Consider the following 18,973-nt stretch of genomic DNA (forward strand, 5'->3'; position numbering starts at 1 on the left):
TGATCTTGTGTCAGCAGTTATTTTTTTGCTTTAGCGTTGTTGCTATAGTTGGCATAAGCATAATAATCATAGCTGCTGTTGTCTTCACGTTTCATGCCGTTCAAGATCACGCCTTTGATTTGAACATTGCTTTGCTTCAAGCGGTCGGCGCTGAGGTCCAATTCTTTGGCAGTGGTGTTGCCATAGCGTGCCACCATCAGGGTGGTGCCGGCATGTTGCCCCACAATCGAAGCATCGGTCACGGCCAACACCGGTGGGGTATCGATGATGATGTAATCAAAATGTGCTTGAGCATAAGCCAGCAATTCATTGAAACGGTTGTCTAACAACAATTCAGACGGATTACTTGGGTAGCCGCCATTGCCGATAATGCTTAAGTTTTCAATGGTCGTGGTTTGCACTGCTTGGGCAGGCGATGCTTGGCCGGACAGGATATGGGTCAAACCAAACTCTGAATCGGTACCGAAGGCTTGCTGCAAATAGCCTTTGCGCATATCAGCGTCAATCACCAGTACTTTTTTGCCGGATTGAGCCATGACCACAGCCAAGTTGGCCGAAATAAACGATTTGCCGGCTTCCGGGGCGGCACCGGTAATCATCAGCACGTTGTTTTTGGCTTCCAACATGGAGAAGTAAATATTGGTACGTAAAGCGCGTACAGCTTCAACGGCTACGTCGGTGCTGTCTTCATTGGCCAATAGGTAAGCAGGTTGATTGGCAAGTGATTTAAATTTACTTTTTAATTTGTCACGCTTCTGTTGGATAGGCGAATGTGGCACCAGCGCCGTCACTTCCATATCCAAATCTTCAATTTCTTCCGAAGAAGTAATGCCGTTGCGCAAACCGCCGCGCAGTAGAATCCACAATGCGGCCAAGGTACCTGCGCCCAACGCGCTCAATAAGGTAATCACTGTTTTGCGTGGTGCGATCGGTGTTTCCGGCGGATAGGCATGATCAACCACGCGTACATTGCCTTGGGCGCTGGCACGCATGATGTTCAACTCTTGCTGTTTGCTCAGCAATTGCACATAAGTCGCTTGATTGGTTTCTACATCGCGGGTCAGGCGGATCACTTCTTGTTGCGTGTTGGGCAGGTTGGCAATTTGCTGATTGATTTTGTTTTTGGCGTTTTCCAAGACCGATAATTTATCCAGCACGGCTTTGTAAGAAGGGTGTTCAGGTGTGTAGAGTTCGGCCAAACCGGCTTCTTCGGTACGCAGCATGGTAATTTGGGTTTCAATGCTGGTCAGGCTTTCTAACGCACCTTTGGATTCTAACGGAATATCCAAAGAGCCTGAACGTTCACGATAGGTATTGAGTTTGTTTTCCGCATCTTGCAGGGTTTCTTTCAGACGCGGTAATTCTTCACTGATAAAGGCTAAACCGCTGGAAGCCACTTGAATATCGCGCTCACGGTTTTGTTCGACATAATTATCCGCAATGCTGTTTAAGATAAGGCTGGTTTTTTTCGGATCAGTGCCGGTATAGGTCAGATTGATAATCGGACTGCTTTTCCCTTTGCTGGAAACGCCCAGTTTGGTTTTAATGTGGGTGATGGCATTGGGTCTCGAAAATTTGGTCAGTAAGAACTCTTGACCCGGATTGGCCAAAATCTGATCGATTTTCAACACGGTTTCATTATTGATGCGTACCGGCACACCGACACGACCTTCAACAGCGCGTTCATCCGGCAGGGTCAAAATAAATGATTTATTGTCGCGTACGGCTAGTTTAATCGGCTGATTCAACCATTCTTCTTGAGCTGTAAACGTGCTGACTTTCAGTTCAGGCTTGAGATCGTTGCTTAGGTTGTAAATCAAAGAGCCGAAAATAGGGAAGAATTTAGGGGTAATTTGTTGATCTAATTGTAAATCGTCAACTGTTTTACCCAATACCAAACGCGATTGAATCAGCTCCAATTCCGCTTCAGAAGGCAATGGTTCATTAGAAAAAATGCTGTTGATTTCAGTCAGAATCTGGTTTTGTTTGGTTTCGATTTCCAGCATGGCATCGGCTCGATAAACCGGCGTAGAGACCATACTGAATAGCGCACCCAATACACCGCCGGCCAAAACGGCCAGTGCGATTTTGTACCTATTCGACCAAAGTTTGTGTATGTGACGATTAATATCGATTTCGTCGTTATTGCTAGGTGCTGATGTTGTTGGTTTCGTCATCAGTAAACTTTCTCTTTAAAACTTAAAAGTAATCTTAATTTATGGCTGGTGAATATTCATCTACCCCAAAGTCATAAAGGGTTATGCTGAGAGTTGCTCAGCTTGTGCGCCCAGCTTTGCGCCGCTTCTTCAAGTTGCTGATAAACGGCTTCAAACATTTCCGGACTTTGGCGAAAAGGGTCGGGAACTGTTTTTTTATTTAACCATTGGGCAAACAAAATAGTTTTGCTGCGGGCAGAGGGGTGAATATTGGCCACCTTGTCGATTTGCTCTGGCTCCATCACCAAAATCAAATCGGCTTTATCACACATCTCAACCGTTAATTGCCGCGCAGTATGGCCGGCAACAACCACACCGTGTTTCAGTGCGGTTTTGATGGCTTGAAAGTCGGCATCTTTTCCGGTCAGTGCCTGAATACCTGCCGAACTGATCTGATGTTTGGGCAGTTTTTTCTGCAAAATGCGTTCGGCAGTCGGCGAGCGGCAGATATTTCCATGACAAACAATTAAAATATTTTGAAACATAGGCAGTTATCGGTAATATCTAATCGTTAGTTACCAAATGTATTATCCAAAGAATTGACGTTGCTGATGGAATTGGTAATCAAAGAAACCACACGATTCCAGCGGGCAACCGGTGCGGCAGTTACATAAATCACGTCTTCGGCACGCAGTTTGAATTCGCTACCGACAGCGTAGGCAGTCGCATCACGCAAATTCAGCTGATACACATGAATCGGTTTTTCCAAATCACTTGGCGCACGACGAATTACGAAGACACCGGTGGCATCAGCGTAGTTTTGGTTCATGCCACCAACATCACCCAAGGCTTGGGTCAGGTTTAGTCCATGGTTGCCGATAGGCAGCGCTGCTTGACGGCCGACTTCACCCATTACATATACTTTGCTGTTGCTGTTGTTCGGTACGTAAATAATATCGCCGTTACTCAGCATATGGTTTTGCGACATATCGCCGTACTGCAACATGTTTTGCAGCGAAATAGTACGGTCAACACCGTTATGCGTCCATTTGATGTTTTGCGTATCAGCATTAGAAGCTACGCCGCCGGCTTGGTTAACCGCATCTAAAATGGTCATTGGGATATTGGTAATGGGCAGTTGGCCTGCTTGATTAACGGCTCCGGCAATGGATATGCGTTGGGAACGGAATTCGGTCACGTTAATCACGACTTGCGGGTTTTTCAGATAACGGCGCAAACGTGAAGTTAAGATATTTTGCAGTTCGTTAATGGTTTTGCCCTTAGCATGGATATTGCCGATTAAAGGATAAGAAATATAACCGCGTTCGTCTACCCATGCGCCTCGGCTGACCTGATGGTCTTGCGGGCTGCTCTGTTGTACCGGTGAATTTAAATCCGCATGCGCCCACACCATAATATTCAATACATCGCCGTTACCGACACGGTATTGGTAGTTGGATTTTTGTTGGGCTAAGGTATGGTTGGTCTGGGCGGTAACGACGGGTTCGCGCATACGCTCAATTAGATTGAGCGTAATAGGGAAGACTGCTACCCGATTGTCTAAATTGATGTCGGCTGCGGTTTCATTTTCACTGTAAATAATGGTTTTGTTTTTGGTTTTTAGTGAAGACCCCGGGATGACAGTTGTGCTGCTGCAGCCGCCGGCAAAAATGAGAAATGATAAGCTGATTAAAGTAAGCTTTTTCATATGTCTGGATGTCCTTGTAAATCTTAAGAATTGTAGATGTCGTCTGAAATAAGCGGCAGTGGTTTAGTAGGTTCAGGCGGCCTCTTGATGTCGTTGCCAAACCAAGTCGCAAATGTCGTCTTTAGGGTTGAAGCCGGTCGGGGCTTCCAATAGTAATGAACGAAGCGTGGCTTGATCCATGTGTCGGCATGCAGACTCCATGCGCGTGAGTATGTCAGATAATTCAGTCCATGACAGCATTACTTCATTGGCGGTCATGATGCGGGGATGAGTGGTTTTTTGTACTTCATCGCCGATGAGAAGTTCTTCATACAGTTTCTCGCCCGGGCGTAAACCGGTGATTTTGATTTCAATATCACCTTCGGGATGTAAGGTATCTTTAATCTTCAGGCCGCTGAGATTAATCATTTGTTTGGCAAGGTCGATGATTTTGACTGATTCGCCCATGTCCAATACAAACACATCACCGCCTTTGCCCATTGCACCGGCCTGAATAACCAGTTGTGCCGCTTCCGGGATGGTCATGAAGTAGCGGGTAATGTCTTGGTGGGTAAGGGTGATCGGACCGCCAGATGCGATTTGTTTTTCAAACACGGGTACAACCGAACCGGACGAACCCAGTACATTACCAAAACGCACCATGCAGAAACGGGTGTGTTGGTCAGGCTCGGCAGCCAAAGCTTGCAAACAAAGTTCGGCCATGCGTTTGCTGGCGCCCATGGTATTGGTCGGGCGAACGGCTTTATCGGTTGAAATCAAAACGAAGGTATCGACATTGGCTTCAACCGCAGCTTGCGCGCAGAAGAGGGTACCGAAAATATTGTTTTGAATGCCTTCGATGGTATTGAATTCAACCATCGGTACATGTTTGTATGCCGCAGCGTGGTAAACGGTGTCGACCTGGTAAGCACGCATGATGCTCAAGAGACGCTCTTTGTTTTGCACCGAGCCCAATAGTGGCAATATCTCAATTTGGCTGCCGGCTTCGGCTTGCGCTTCACGCAATTCTTTGTCGATGCTGTATAAAGAAAATTCAGACAATTCAAACAACAGCAATTTAGCCGGGCGGCAGCGCAAGATTTGTCGGCACAGTTCAGAACCAATCGAACCACCGGCACCGGTCACCATCACGATTTTGTCGGTGATGTCCGCACGCATAAGCTCGGAACGCGGCTCGACAGGATCTCGACCCAACAAATCGACTACCGAGATTTTTTTCAAAGAGCTGACGTTGATTTTGCCGTCAACCAAGTCTTTCATACCCGGAATGGTCAAAACTTCACATTTGTATTTTTCCAAATGCGCAATAATCGTTTTGCGCTCTTGCTGTGTCGAGCTTGGAATCGCCAGCAAGATTTTTTCGACGCCATAGCGGTCGATTAAGCTTTGAATTTGATTCGGTGCATAAACAGTTAAGTCATAAATCACGCTGCGTTGAATGCTTTTATCGTCATCGACAAAGGCCACGGCATGGTATTCGCGTACTTGCTTGATGGCTTCTAATAATTGACGGCCAGAGCGGCCTGCGCCATAAATAATGACCGGTGTCATTTGTTTGGCGTGGCTGTCGGACAAAATGGCACGCAAAATCATGCGCGAGCTGGTGATTAACACTACCAAAAACAAGAAATAAACCAGTGGCAGCGAGAAGGTTAAACGCTGTTCAAACATCAGGATGCTGAAGAAAAATACAACAGCGGAGATAACAGTACCAATTACGGCGGATGTTAATACACGGGTGCTGACATAGCGGGTAACCGCGCGGTAAAGCCCCAAACGCACAAAAACAGCAATACTGGCCGCCGCTGTCACGATGAAAGCCAGCCAGTTGGTCATGCTCAGCCATTCATCGGAATATTGGGATTTCAAGCTTTGGGCAAACCAAAAGGCAATAAAAATCATCGCCACATCATGAATGACAAAAAATGTCTTTTTCATGTTGCGGGGCAAAGCTAATAAGGTTTCCAAATTCATTTTTGGTATTTTCTAAATAATGGCAAAACTGTCGTCAAATGATTTTTCAGACGGCCTTGAAGCGTAGGAGGCCGTCTGAAAACCAAGATGTTTACGCAGTTGCTTCTGTCAAAACTTCTTCAATATTTTGGCAGCAGAAAGCCATTTCTTCTGCGGTCAAAGTAGGGTGTACCAAGAACATCAGGCTGGTTTTACCCAGTTCAACGGCATTTTTCAAACGCTCTTTCGGGCGCCATGGCGTGCCTTCAAAGGCTTTTTCTAAATACACTTCCGAGCAGCTGCCTTGATAAGCCGGTACTTTGCGTGCGTTCAATTCATTCACGATGCGGTCGCGCGTCCAGCCTTCTTTCAAGTTTTCCGGTTTAACGAAAACATAATATTTATACTGCGCATGTTCGATGTAATCAGCGATTTCAACCAAACGTATGCTGCTGAATTTACGGAATGATTGTGTTAGTTGTTCGGCATTGGCTTGGCGTTTGGCCGTCCAATCCGGCATGCGTTTGATTTGAATGCGGCCGATGACGGCTTGTATTTCCATCATACGCCAGTTGGTGCCGAAGCTTTCATGCAGCCAGCGGAAACCCGGAGCATGCTCACGGTGGTACACGGCATCGTAGCTTTTGCCGTGGTCTTTGTATGACCACATTTTGTTCCACAAGTCTTTATCGTTGGTGGTAACCATGCCGCCTTCGCCGCCGGTAGTCATGATTTTGTCTTGGCAGAACGACCATGCGCCGACATGACCGATAGAGCCGACGGATTTGCCTTTGTATTTGGAACCGTGTGCTTGTGCGCAGTCTTCAAGCACCCACAATTTGTGTTCTTCTGCCAACGCCATGATGCCATCCATTTCGGCAGGCATACCGGCCAAATGCACCACAATAATCGCCTTGGTATTCGGGGTCAGCGCCGCTTTAATGGTTTCGGCGCTGATGTTTTGGCTGTTTAAATCAACATCGGCAAACACCGGATTGGCACCGGCAGTGACGATTGATGAGGCGGAAGCCAAGAAGGTGCGTGAGGTCACAATGACATCATCACCCGCACCAATGCCCATGGCTTTGAGTGCAACATCCAATGCTAATGTACCATTAGACAATGCAATGGCATATTCAGTTCCAATATATTGGGCAAATTCTTTTTCAAATTCGCGACATTCGGTGCCGGTCCAATAATTGACTTTGTTTGACAGCAGTACGCGTGATACTGCATCCGCTTCTTCTTGGGTGAAGCTGGGCCACGGAGAGAGAGATGTATTAAGCATTTGCTTTTCCTGCAAAAAGGCTGGTTGAATTTCTTAAATAAAAAGTGCCGGATTAAATGCCGAAGTGTTTTCTTAAATCGGTTAAAGACTCAATCCAAAGATGCGGGTGGTATGCGACATCAAAATCGCCAGATTCATGCTGATGAATATTATGTTCAGAACCTTTCAGCCCAATTGTGAGCCAGCCCATTGCTTTAGGGGTAACAAAGTCTTTTTTAATATTGTCGCCAACATAAATAAATTGATGATTTTTACCATATTTGTTTCGCAGATAAACAAAGCGTTCAGGATGGGGCTTTTCTGATTGAAAAGATTCCGAAATCAGAATATCTGCAAATAAATCCATAATACCCAGAGCTGCTAATTTAAGGCGCTGGGTAATGCTGCGTCCGTCCGTAATCAAGGCGGTTGCGGCAAAATTTTGGGTGATGTCCTTAAGGGATTTGTAATCCATATAAGGTTGGATAACCGGTTTATGTAATCGGTATTGCCATAATAAAGTCTGCTTTTCCGAATCATTCAGACGGCATTGGGTGCAGATTACATCCAGCCAGTCTTTATTCTTGTGATCAATGGCAGATTTTAAAGAATGCAGGTCATATTCAGGATAAAGCGCAGCAATAGTTTGAATCACGGATTGAATACCGGATACCTTATAGTCGTATTCTGAATATAAGGTATCATCCAAATCAAACACCAATACGGCATTCCGAGTATCATTGATTTTCATGAACCAGTACCTTGGCATCATAGCGCAACATCATCAGATTATTTTCCCATTGGTCGAAAAAGGAAATTTCCTGGCCCATTAAATATTCTTGAATCAGCCAACCCGGATAGTTACCGCCTGCAGCATAGGTCAAGGGGAAACCGCCGCCAAAGCGCGGATTGATTTCGACGCTGTAAAATTCTTCGGTTTGGTCGTTGTAGAAAAATTGGGCGGTAATGCAGCCGCGAGCACCTTCCAATACCGCCATTTTTTCAACCAATACATTATATAAATGATTGCGGCGGGTAATCCCTTTACTGACTTCGCCTGTACGCACTTCTAAACGTTCGCGCGGAATCACACATTTCAGACGGCCTTGATTGTCGTAATACATGTCAACGGTAAATTCTTTGAATTCATTAACGATATCGATGAGTTGGCAGAACATTAATTTAGGGTCAGCCATCATCTCATCAGAAATATCCGCTTGCGTATCAACACGTTTGGCGCCGATGGCGCGGCTGCCGTCATAAGGTTTGACGAAGCATGGCAGGGTTAAGTTATTCCGGTCGTAAATTTTTGGAGATTGAATGCCGTATTGTGCAAACAAATAGGCAGTTTTGCGTTTGTCGCGGCATAAGGTAATCAGCGCGCTGTCCGAAACAATGATGTGGATGCCGGCTTCTTCAAAACGGGTACGGGCATCAGCCAATTTTTGCAATTCGGTATCGATGGTTGGAATAATTAGGCCGATGTTATGATCAACGGCCAGTTGGTAAATGCTGTCGATGTAACCGTCGGCTTTGATGGCAGGCACAACAAATGAGCCGTCTGAAACATGACAGGCCGATGACATGTGAGGGAACATGTCCGTTGTGAATACTTTGATACCTTCAAATTTATCGGCTTCGGTTTTAAAGTCTTGAACCAGCTCAACACGGCGGCCGGCAGATAAAATCAGTACATTATTTTTTTTCATTGGTGTCATTTCCTGTGAAAAACGGCATAGTGGCTTCTCCATCAGCGGAAATGCCCTCTTTGATAAATACTTTTTTGACAGTTAAAAATAAGATTTTGATGTCCAACCAAAGGCTGAAATTGTCGATATACCAAATATCGCGGGCAAATTTCTCATCCCATGACAATGCATTGCGGCCATTCACCTGAGCCCAGCCGGTAACGCCCGGCTTCATTTCATGGCGACGGTTTTGAAAGTCGTTGTATAAGGGCAAATAGCTCATCAGCAACGGACGCGGACCAACCAAGCTCATGTCACCTTTTAAGACATTCCAAAGTTCGGGTAGTTCATCAAGGCTGGCGGCACGCAATTTGCGTCCGAACGGGGTGAGCCGTTCGCTGTCAGGAAGGGGGTTGCCGTTGGCATCAATGGCATCACGCATCGAGCGAAATTTAATCATTTTGAACGGCTTACCGTTTTCACCCGGACGCTCTTGGGTGAAAAATACCGGCGAGCCCAAATTTTTCTTGATGAGATAAATCAAAATCAAGAATACCGGTGACAAAATAATCAAACCGGCCGCCGAAGCAATAATGTCGAATAGGCGTTTAATCAGTTTATTCATGACCTAATCTTTCAATAAGGTGGACAATTCTTTGATAAGAAACATCACGCTTAAAGCGGCGGATGATTTCTTTGGATTGCACAGGATCATTTTTATGGTTGAGCATGGCTTTGGCTGCTCGTACAAAGTCTTCTACATTGCCGGATTGGTAATTGATGTGTGGGACTAGTTTTAAGGTTTCGGCAACTTCCGGATGAACTTGGCTGTTTAAAATCGGTTTTTGCAGTGCCAAGTAGTCTGAGAGTTTATTGGTAATCGAAGCTGCCGAGTGGGCATGAATCGGATTTACCGCTATATCGCAACCTTTGGCCACCGACATCATCTCTACATAGGGAATATATCCATAAAATTGAATCGATTCACCCGCATATTTTTTTAACTTTTCTAAATCCGGCCCGCCTCCCATGACATGAAGTTTCACATTCAGACCGTCGGCTAATAATTGCTGCATCCCTTTGCAGACAGTTTCCATGTCGTAACTGAAGCTGAGCGTACCCAAGTAAAAAAAACGGGTTGCCGGCGTGGTGAATACTTTCCGTGGGGCCGTTGCCATCTTGTCAAAATCGGCACCGATAAATACTACTTCTCCCGGTGCTTGAGGATTGGCTTCATGTGCACGCGTTAAGTAAGATTCGGATACTGCTACCAAGCCGTCAGCATAGGCATAAGCTTCATTTGCCCGAGCCGAAAAGGGAAATTTTTGATGTTGGACTTTTTTCATAAAAGGGATGACCGCCGAGAAAGACTCCGGCCAAACATCCTGCACATCAATAATCATTTTATAGCCCAGCTTCTGCTTAAATCTTCCTAGGACCAGATTGGTGGCAATCAAGGGGTATGCTGAATACACTAAATCTATCTCGCCGGCCTGTCGTTGAGAGAGCCAGTCTTCCAAATTTTGGACAAAAACATGATGGCTTTTTAAGCGTGCTATAGAAACATTTTTCTGATAACCGCTTTCTTGTAAAAGCATAACGTTCAGACGGCCTTTTGAAGCAGATTCGGCATCTTCGGGCCGTCTGAAAGATTTGTCGTAATGTTTAAAGTTGCTGGTAACCAGCAATACATTATGTTTTTGCGATAATAATTCTGCTAAATACCAAAAACGGTTGAAGTGCGGTTCGCCGGGTAAAGAGCAATAAGGTGCAACAATGGTAATGTTCATCGTTCAGACGGCCTTACATGTTATATGCAGCCATAGTGGTGCGGTAAATTTCATCATCAGAACATAGGCGGATAACATGTTGATGTAATGCTTTGCCCATTTCATCACGCAATTGGCGGCTCTCCACTAATTTAGTTACCGCTTCGATAAATTGTTCATCGTTGCCAAACGGAATACAGTAGCCGGTTTTACCGGTAATCACCATTTCAGAAATCCCGGCCATATCGTAAGTTACGACAGGAGTATCGTATAAACCGGATTCCAAAATATTGTTACCGACACCGGCACCATGATCGCCTATGCAATGCGGGGTATTGACCAAGATATCGATCTCTTTAAAATAACCGGTCAAATCGCGGACGCCGCCTAAGAAAGTAACTTTATCGTCAATATCCAAACGTTTGGCTTGTGCTTTCAAGTTTTCCATCTCTTCACCGATACCCGCTACGTTCAGGCGAACCGGCAAGCCGCGGTCAATCATTTTTTTGAAGATATCCAACATCAAATGCACAGCGCGAACGGTATCCAAGCGTGATAATGTACCCAGCATGACATAATCTTTGTTGCTTTTCTCGGGAACATAATCTACTTTGTGCAAGGCGTTATAAGTATAGGTCACACGGTTGGCAGGAAAACCATGACGAATCAGTTTTTCTTGTTCGTGCTTACAGTTTCCGATGATATAAATACCTAATTTATCAAATAATTTTGCAATCTTAGGGTAGGTTTGCGGATCTAAACCGCGGGCATGGTAAAACACTTTGGTTTTAGGCGAAGCAATTTTGGCCGTAACAGCACAAGCAGGTACGATACGCGCCATTTGGCAGTGAATGACATCAGGTTGCTCTCGCTTTAACATTTTCATATAGGCAAACATGGCTTTAATGTAGCCTTTTTTACCACCCTGATAGAAATCAATGTGATGCCATTTGATACCCAAATCTTGAGCTTCTTTAATTAAAGGGCCGTCTGAAGAGACCAGAATCACTTGATGACCACGTGCATTTAATAAACGACCTAAACGGAACGTGGCATTTTCAGTACCGCCCAAACCATCCATATTGGAAGTTAAAATAATTTTTTTCATCATAAACATTTTTGAGTTTGAAATTTGGATTTACTGTGTAACAGCGTACTTTTTGTAAATTGGCAAGGTGCTGTATATAAAAATTATAAAACACGGAAACCAAATAAACGGCATCCTGAAAATAGTAGAAGGGATAAAGCCCGCCAATAAAAATAAGACCATCGCTACTAAGGCAATGAATTTCTGCTTAGCATTAAAATTACCGCTTGAAGCAGTCTGCAGCATATACGTCACAACATATGCAATAAAACCTAATAAAGAAATGATGCCAAATCCTAAATAGAGTTCAATAATAAAGCTGTGCGGGTTTTCAAAGCCTAAGCTACCGCTTAAATGACCACCAAAATATTCCCCAAAATTCTTCGGTCCGTATCCGTATAGTAAGAATGGAGGGTTATTCCAAAAATAATTATAAATTTCTTGCCTATATCCGACTGAGTTGTCGCTATCCAGGTCAAATAAGAACAGATACAAACGCGAAGAAATATTTTCTAAAAACACATTACCATTTAAAGATAAGAGAAAATTACCAATCCATTCTTTCGGAATCATCGATAAAACGATACCGCTGATTAAGATCATCAATGTTGTTAGCAAGACATTGTTGCGATAGATAAGATTAAGTAAGAACAGAATGATGTAACAAAGTGTTGCTGTTCGAGAAGCACTGGCAAAAATAATTGCCCCTAAAGCTAAAAAAAGTACCCAGCCTATTCTTTTGTCTTTTTTACTTGCATTGGTGGTAAAAAAAACCAATATGGCAGGTGAGAAACACAGTGCAGCCGTGCCTAAGTTATTCGGATTAAAGAAAAATCCTTTAATAATCCCTGAATCTACTGCTAAGATTTCATTTGATTGTACAAATTGAAAACCGGTCGCGATTTCAATTGCAGGAGGTATCACCATACAGCCGGCGAAAAAAATCAATACCCTACGGATAAAACGAAGAGGCTCCTCATGTCTGCTGATGATTAAATACAATAAGTAAAACAAACTCGGTAACGACAGAAAAAACAGGGTATCCATAAATTGAATTCGTGAAAGAGACGAAATTAATAAATGCAAACTGCCCCAATAAGCCATAATAAATACTGCCAATAAGGCGTAGAATGTCTTTTCCGCAATATTTTTCAGCTCAAAAGCCAAAATAAATGGCATGACCAAACTGATCAGAACTGTTAACGGGTTATCAATGCGGGGAATGCCAACTCTATATGATAGGGTTGGCCCTAACATATACGAGAAAATCATCAGGTAAAAAAGAATGATATAAATTTTTTGTTTTTTGATTTTCACAGTAAGTCCTACAAGACAGATTTCAGGCAAGATTTGCCATTATCCGGAAATTTTCCCTAATGTTGTTTAATTCTTTCCCAGGCGTGTTTTAATCATACTGACTGATTCAAGAATTTGTTTTTTATGAAAAATTGTCAATAATATTAAACAGGCTAACCACAATAATGAGAAAATATAATAATTGCTTTTTGTACCAAAATAAGTATAGCTAATACACATTAACAAACATAAAGTGGCATTTGAATATAATTTCATACGCGGCAATTTTTGCCATAGTTTTGACGAAAGCTCTGTTTTAATCATAAAGAAAATAGAGAATGAAATGGCACTTGCAATGGCAGCACCTCTTGCGCCAAGAAAAGGGACAAGGAATTTCAAGAGCGATAGATTTATAGTCAAGCAGACAAAATTAATCACAGTAATAAGCCATGTTTTTTTAATGACATTCAAGCCGATTCCGCTGACTTCAGTTAATGTATAGAAGAGCGGGAACAATAAGCTTGAAAGTAAAATAAATTGAACAGGCTCATATTTTGACGGCAAAATCCATGTCACCACAGGTGAAAAAATACCTACGAGACAGATAATGGCGCTGATTAAAGCCGTCATCGATACCGCCACTTGACTGACTTTATCTAAATTCTCATTCTCTTTGACCCATTTAAATACCATGGGTGCCCAAATTGTAGAAAAAATGCTTTGGAAAATGAGAGCGATGGCACCAAAATTTACTGCCATCGAATAAATGCCTAATTGCTCTAAACTGGCCATTTCTTTCAGCACAAAACGGTCTGCAGATGTAAATCCCCAATAGGCTAGGTTGCCGAATGCCAAAGGCAGGCCATATTGTAAAGCTTGATTGGACAAATCTTTTGAGAAAGAAGATGTAATCGCTGATTTCAGTTCGTCTTTCGATTGATAAGCCAATATCATCACAGTCACGATTTGTGCTGCAGTATAAGAAAAGATTAAGCTTAACGTGTTTTTAGGTAAACCGAATGCAACAAGTATCAAAACAAAGACAAGAATAAAAAATTTCGGTATCAGTTGGCTGATGGAAAAGGCAAAGGCTTTTTCCTGCATTCTCAAAATCAAAGATAGGAAGCGGGAAAATAAAGCAGTAGTCAAAAAAAGCAAAAATAGGCCGCCTAACACACCATCGTTTAAATCGAACACCAATACAGAAGGCCAAGCCGGGTTCCATAAGGCGATAGCAATGGAAGCAAGCATGACCAATAAAAACGGTAAAGCCGACAAAGATTTAAATAAGCTGGCTTTGTTCTCAACTTCGTAATAATTTCGGATGTAGGCGTGATCCAAACCTAATCCCAACACCAAAATAATGAGGCTGGATACCGTTTGCAGAAATACAATGCGGCCAATGTCTTCCGCTGGGAAATACCAAGAAATCAGTGGTAGGGAAATCAAACCAAAAGCCGCGCTACCGATAGGGCCGAGTGCATAACCTAAAATTTTACGTGCATTCATATATATGTTTCAGACGGCCTATAGGGGGGGACAAGTGGGCGTTTAGGCAATGTTGAGAGCAGCCGACATTTATTGATATTGTTAAAAGGGCTTTCCTGGCATATCTGGAAGACAAATACGCCAAGAAAGCCGACTGACTTGGGTAGCCAGCCAACTTGTCACGATTATGCTTTAATAACTTTGGGATTGTTCACCGGGAATTTGCCGCGGGTATCCACGATTAATTTCGCATGCTCGGTAATCATGGCATAATCAAATTTATCGTGATCGGTTGTCAAGACCACGCAATCGAATTGAGCAATATTCTCAGGGGTTAAAGTCTCGCTCTTCAAATCGAAGTAGTGATGGCCCGGAATATGTGGGAATTCAGGTACGTGTGGGTCAGAGTAAGAAACCTTGGCGCCCAATTTTGCCAAACGGTCCATGACTTCTACTGATGGGCTTTCACGCATGTCATCCACGTTTTTCTTGTAGGCAATACCCAAAATCAGGATTTTGCTGTCTTTGATTGAGCGGTTGTGCTCATTCAATCCCAGGCTTACTTTTTCGATGACATAGTCAGGCATGTATGAGTTTACTTCGCCGGCCAGTTCGATAAAGCGGGTGTTCACGCCGTATTCGCGTGCTTTCCAAGTCAAGTAGAATGGGTCAATCGGGATGCAGTGGCCGCCCAAGCCCGGACCTGGATAGTAAGCAACGAAGCCGAAAGGTTTGGTCGCAGCGGCAGCAATGACTTCATGAATGTCGATGTCCATTTTGTCGGCGACAATTTTCATTTCGTTTACCAAGCCGATGTTAACGGCACGGTGAATGTTTTCCAAAAGTTTGGTCAATTCAGCGGCTTTGGTTGAGCTCACAGGCACGACTTTATCAATCGCCGGTTCATACAGGGCTTTGCCGACTTCCAAACAAGCTGGAGTATGGCCGCCGATCACTTTAGGAATAGTGCGGGTTTCGAAGTTGGGGTTACCCGGGTCTTCACGTTCCGGAGAGTAAACCAAGAATACGTTTTCACCGACTTTCAATCCGCCTTCTTCTACGCGTGGCAGCAGCTCTTCTTCAGTGGTTCCGGGGTAGGTGGTTGATTCTAAAGATAATACTTGACCTTCGCGCAAGTAAGGTTTGACTGCGTCGGTGGTGTCGATCACATAGCTCATGTCCGGTTCGCGGTATTTGTTCAGTGGAGTCGGCACGCATAAGATAACGGCTTCGACTTCGCCAATGCGTGAGAAATCAGTAGTTGCTTCAAACAAAGATTGGCTGGCGGCTGCAATTTTTTCAGAAGGGATATGCTCGATGTAGCTTTCACCTTTGTTCAATTTGCTGACTTTGGTTTCATCAATATCGAACCCCAATACTTGGTAACCGATATCGACATAACGCAGCATCAGCGGCAAGCCAACATAACCCAAACCGACAATACCGATTTTGGCGGTTTTGTCGGCAAACTTTTGAATAGTAATATTTTTCATGATTTTTCTCATGTAATTGATAGGAAATTCATCTTGCATGGCATTTGAACAGGCTGTTCAATCATGTCTGTGATTGCGACTTCAGTACGTTTCAGCAGAAGCCAAGAGGCAAATTGGTTTCTGAGAATTCTGTAATGGGGATAGTGGGCACAATCATAAGTGTTTGTAAGAGTTGTCTCAAACTAAAAAGTTTTACCGTGAGAAAATACGGTTATTCGGTAGCGTTGTTATGGTTAAGAAATATTATTAATATGCTTATCGATAGTATATTATTTTAAATATATGAAAAATAAAGTTTTATTTTTATTTTTCAATATGTCATGAAAGTAACAAACACAAAATGATCGTTTGATTCAGTAAGGATTATAGCGCTATATTTACTTTATTTAACATTCATTAGTCATTAAAAAAGCATACTATGAATATAAATTATTTCAATTTTATTTGAATTGGCGATAAAAAAAGCAAAATAAAAGCACACTCATCAAAAGTGTGCTTTTTTACGGTTTAGCTAAATCGTGGCAGAGCGGATTAATGTCCATTTAATATCCGTATCCAGTATTTCAACCGATTGGCTTTGCCATCGTGGCGGGTGCTGCAAAATATCAGGACATTCATCAAAATCAAACAGCATTTTACCCGGATTACCTAAGATTTTAGGCGATTGGTACAACACGATTTCGTCCACCAAATTTGCTTTCAAAAAAGCGGTATTGAGCGTGGGGCCAGCTTCAATCATTAATTCGCCAATGCCTTTTCCGGCCAATATTGTCAAAAGTTGCTTTAAATCGATACGTTGGCCAATGCTTTCAGACGGTCTGACAATATCGATATGCGGATAAGCCAAATAAGGCTGCCAACGCGCTTGGTCATCAGCCAAAGTAACAATCAAGGTAGGACTTTGACCGTCTGAAACCAGGTGGCTGTCTAAAGGGGTGCGTAATTGGCTGTCTAAGAGCACGCGTATGGGTTGGCGAAGGGTAGGGAAGGTGCGGACATTCAAGCGGGGATTGTCTGCCAGTACCGTACCGATGCCGGTAAGTATGGCGCAGCTTTCAGCACGCATTTGCTGCACATCGTTTCTTGCAGTTTCTCCGGTAATCCATTGGCTTTGGCCGTCTGAAAGCGCAGTTTTGCCGTCAAGGCTGGTGGCGCATTTGAGCCGAATATAAGGGCGGTTGCGCTCGATGCGCGACAAAAAACCACGGTTTAATTCACGTGCTTCGTGTTCCAATAAGCCACTCTCGGTTTGAATGCCTGCTGCGGACAGCATAGCCAAACCTTTGCCGGCCACTAAAGGATTGGGGTCGGCCATCGCGGCGACCACACGCTTGACACCACTTTCAATCAAGGCTTTGGCGCAAGGAGGGGTGCGGCCATAATGGCTGCAGGGTTCGAGCGTGACATAAGCGGTTGCCCCTTTTGCCATGGTACCGGCCTGACGCAGGGCATGTACTTCGGCATGTGGTTCGCCTGCTTTGAGGTGATAGCCTTGGCCGACAATCTGCCCGCCGTGTGCAACCACGCAACCGACGCGGGGATTGGGGGAAGTGGAAAAACGCCCCAGCCGGGCAAGGGCAAGGGCGTTTTGCATCATCCGGATATCGGTATCGCTAAACATTTCAGACGGCCTTTATTTGATTAAATTGACGTTTTTTAAGACGAAAGCCAGTTGCTCGGCAGAGGCCGTAGCCGAACTGGCGCATACGGTATAAATATTGGTTTCGTGAATGGCAATGCAGTTTTCAGAGAGTGTGTTGCCGTCTTCAGTAGTTTGGCTGAAACGGTAATTCATGCGGTTGTCGGTGGCAATGCCAACGCGCATATTATCCATGTCTTTGGCGGATTGGAGGGTTTCTTTTAAATGCGTGAAATAGGTTTTGGCATCGGTTTTTGCTTTGCCCAAATTGGCGGCATAGAGCGTGATGCCGGATGTGTTGTCGCGCTGTAGTAAGGTCAGCTCGTCAGCGGAAATGCCTTCAGGGCGTAAATTTTGATCTTTAATCACATCGGTAAATTGAGCATTTTCAATCACGATGCGGATTTTACTGTCTTTGCTGTTCAGCTCTTGCACGGTGTTTTCTTTGGCCATCGGCGCAGATGCGGTGGAGGCGGCCGAAGCGATTGGCTCAGAAGCAGTTGCTTGGGCAGACGCTTCTCTGGCTTTATTGCATGCACTCAGCAATAGTAATATAGGGATAGACAGTAAAATTTTTTTATTCATGTTCATTGCTCATTGTCTAAGCATGGCCATAGTTTCAGACGGTCTTATTCGGTTTGTTGGGATTGCGGCAGGGTGGCAATCGCTTGGGTGAATTCCGAAACATCATTAAAACTCTTATAAACCGAAGCGAAGCGCACATACGCTACTTGATCAATTTTAGCCAATTCTTCCATCGCCATTTCGCCAACCAGTTGTGACGGCACCTCTTTTTTACCCAATTGATACAGGCGCTGCTCAATCAGGGTAACGGTTTCGTCGATTTTTTCCGGAGAAACAGGGCGTTTGTGCAGGGCGCGGGCAAGGCTGGTGTGGAGTTTATGCGGGTTAAAATTAACGCGGCTGCCGTTGGTTTTCAACACTTGCGGCATACGCATTTCAACTGTTTCAAAGGTGCTGAAACGCTGTCTGCAAGACACGCAACGGCGGCGGCGGCGGATGCTGTTGGTTTCTTCCAGCAGGCGCGAGTCGGTAACCTGTGTGTTGGCATGTTGGCAAAACGGACATTTCATATGCAGCTAAATCGTTTGTTTGTAAATGGATATTATAACTGATAGGCGCATATCCGTATAGCGGAAAAGCATAGCAAAGGCCGTCTGAAAATAAGATGAACCGTCCCCCAATACTTGGACAAGTTAAGAATCTTTCTCAAACAGCCTTTTCAAGCCGGGTTCTGTAGCCGACAGGACTCAGCTTTTTTAAGTTTAAACTATCCGTTCATGATTGTAGTAATGTATGTAATCATCTATGACCACTGTCAGCTCCGCCACCGACAGCGCACCTTCCTGATAGAAACCCTCCGTTTTCAGTGTACCGAAGAAACGCTCCATCGGCGCATTGTCCCGGC

General features: G+C 44.2%; 16 protein-coding genes and 1 pseudogene. All 17 read right to left on the reverse strand.

Features of this window, described 5'->3' with window-relative positions:
* Window positions 1-17: 17 nt before the first annotated feature.
* Window positions 18-2,177, reverse strand: a complete 2,160-nt coding sequence (locus ACFPVS_RS07200) for a polysaccharide biosynthesis tyrosine autokinase (RefSeq protein WP_096295781.1) — start codon at window positions 2,175-2,177, stop codon at window positions 18-20.
* Window positions 2,178-2,248: 71 nt separating this feature from the next.
* On the reverse strand, window positions 2,249-2,701 hold the full coding sequence (locus ACFPVS_RS07205) for a low molecular weight protein-tyrosine-phosphatase (RefSeq protein ID WP_096295780.1): 453 nt from the start codon (window positions 2,699-2,701) through the stop codon (window positions 2,249-2,251).
* A gap of 26 nt (window positions 2,702-2,727) precedes the next feature.
* Window positions 2,728-3,864: a polysaccharide export protein gene (locus ACFPVS_RS07210; protein WP_096295779.1), complete on the reverse strand. Its 1,137-nt coding sequence runs from the start codon at window positions 3,862-3,864 to the stop codon at window positions 2,728-2,730.
* Window positions 3,865-3,936: 72 nt separating this feature from the next.
* The gene (locus ACFPVS_RS07215; RefSeq protein WP_096295778.1) at window positions 3,937-5,838 is read right to left on the reverse strand and encodes a polysaccharide biosynthesis protein; all 1,902 of its coding nucleotides are present in this window, start codon (window positions 5,836-5,838) and stop codon (window positions 3,937-3,939) included.
* A 91-nt stretch (window positions 5,839-5,929) separates the two neighbouring features.
* Window positions 5,930-7,105 carry a DegT/DnrJ/EryC1/StrS family aminotransferase gene (locus ACFPVS_RS07220; protein ID WP_096295777.1) on the reverse strand — a complete coding sequence of 392 codons (1,176 nt, stop codon included), beginning with the start codon at window positions 7,103-7,105 and terminating at the stop codon, window positions 5,930-5,932.
* Window positions 7,106-7,157: 52 nt separating this feature from the next.
* Window positions 7,158-7,835: an HAD family hydrolase gene (locus ACFPVS_RS07225; RefSeq protein ID WP_096295776.1), complete on the reverse strand. Its 678-nt coding sequence runs from the start codon at window positions 7,833-7,835 to the stop codon at window positions 7,158-7,160.
* A complete protein-coding gene (locus ACFPVS_RS07230; RefSeq protein WP_096295775.1) occupies window positions 7,822-8,793 on the reverse strand; it encodes an ATP-grasp domain-containing protein in 972 nt (323 codons plus the stop codon). The genes ACFPVS_RS07225 and ACFPVS_RS07230 overlap by 14 nt, the downstream gene beginning before the upstream one ends.
* The gene (locus tag ACFPVS_RS07235; RefSeq protein ID WP_096295774.1) at window positions 8,780-9,397 is read right to left on the reverse strand and encodes a sugar transferase; all 618 of its coding nucleotides are present in this window, start codon (window positions 9,395-9,397) and stop codon (window positions 8,780-8,782) included. The genes ACFPVS_RS07230 and ACFPVS_RS07235 overlap by 14 nt, the downstream gene beginning before the upstream one ends.
* The gene (locus ACFPVS_RS07240) at window positions 9,390-10,562 is read right to left on the reverse strand and encodes a glycosyltransferase (RefSeq protein WP_096295773.1); all 1,173 of its coding nucleotides are present in this window, start codon (window positions 10,560-10,562) and stop codon (window positions 9,390-9,392) included. Before ACFPVS_RS07240 ends, ACFPVS_RS07235 begins: the two co-directional genes overlap by 8 nt.
* A 13-nt stretch (window positions 10,563-10,575) precedes the next feature.
* The gene (locus ACFPVS_RS07245) at window positions 10,576-11,649 is read right to left on the reverse strand and encodes a glycosyltransferase family 4 protein (RefSeq protein WP_096296178.1); all 1,074 of its coding nucleotides are present in this window, start codon (window positions 11,647-11,649) and stop codon (window positions 10,576-10,578) included.
* A gap of 30 nt (window positions 11,650-11,679) precedes the next feature.
* Window positions 11,680-12,945, reverse strand: coding sequence for an O-antigen ligase family protein (locus ACFPVS_RS07250; protein ID WP_378595535.1), 1,266 nt, complete (start codon window positions 12,943-12,945; stop codon window positions 11,680-11,682).
* Window positions 12,946-13,011: 66 nt separating this feature from the next.
* Window positions 13,012-14,433, reverse strand: coding sequence for a lipopolysaccharide biosynthesis protein (locus ACFPVS_RS07255; RefSeq protein ID WP_123804435.1), 1,422 nt, complete (start codon window positions 14,431-14,433; stop codon window positions 13,012-13,014).
* 164 nt (window positions 14,434-14,597) lie between these two features.
* Window positions 14,598-15,905, reverse strand: coding sequence for a nucleotide sugar dehydrogenase (locus ACFPVS_RS07260; protein WP_096296177.1), 1,308 nt, complete (start codon window positions 15,903-15,905; stop codon window positions 14,598-14,600).
* 511 nt (window positions 15,906-16,416) lie between these two features.
* A complete protein-coding gene (gene ribD / locus ACFPVS_RS07265; protein ID WP_096295772.1) occupies window positions 16,417-17,526 on the reverse strand; it encodes a bifunctional diaminohydroxyphosphoribosylaminopyrimidine deaminase/5-amino-6-(5-phosphoribosylamino)uracil reductase RibD in 1,110 nt (369 codons plus the stop codon).
* Between the two features lie 12 nt (window positions 17,527-17,538).
* Window positions 17,539-18,129, reverse strand: coding sequence for a cytochrome C (locus ACFPVS_RS07270; RefSeq protein ID WP_096295771.1), 591 nt, complete (start codon window positions 18,127-18,129; stop codon window positions 17,539-17,541).
* Between the two features lie 44 nt (window positions 18,130-18,173).
* On the reverse strand, window positions 18,174-18,638 hold the full coding sequence (nrdR, locus tag ACFPVS_RS07275; protein WP_096295770.1) for a transcriptional regulator NrdR: 465 nt from the start codon (window positions 18,636-18,638) through the stop codon (window positions 18,174-18,176).
* A gap of 136 nt (window positions 18,639-18,774) precedes the next feature.
* A pseudogene (locus ACFPVS_RS07280) lies at window positions 18,775-18,973 on the reverse strand (IS3 family transposase); the annotation flags it as partial.

This window comes from Neisseria weixii (assembly GCF_042658245.1).
Taxonomy (GTDB): domain Bacteria; phylum Pseudomonadota; class Gammaproteobacteria; order Burkholderiales; family Neisseriaceae; genus Neisseria; species Neisseria weixii.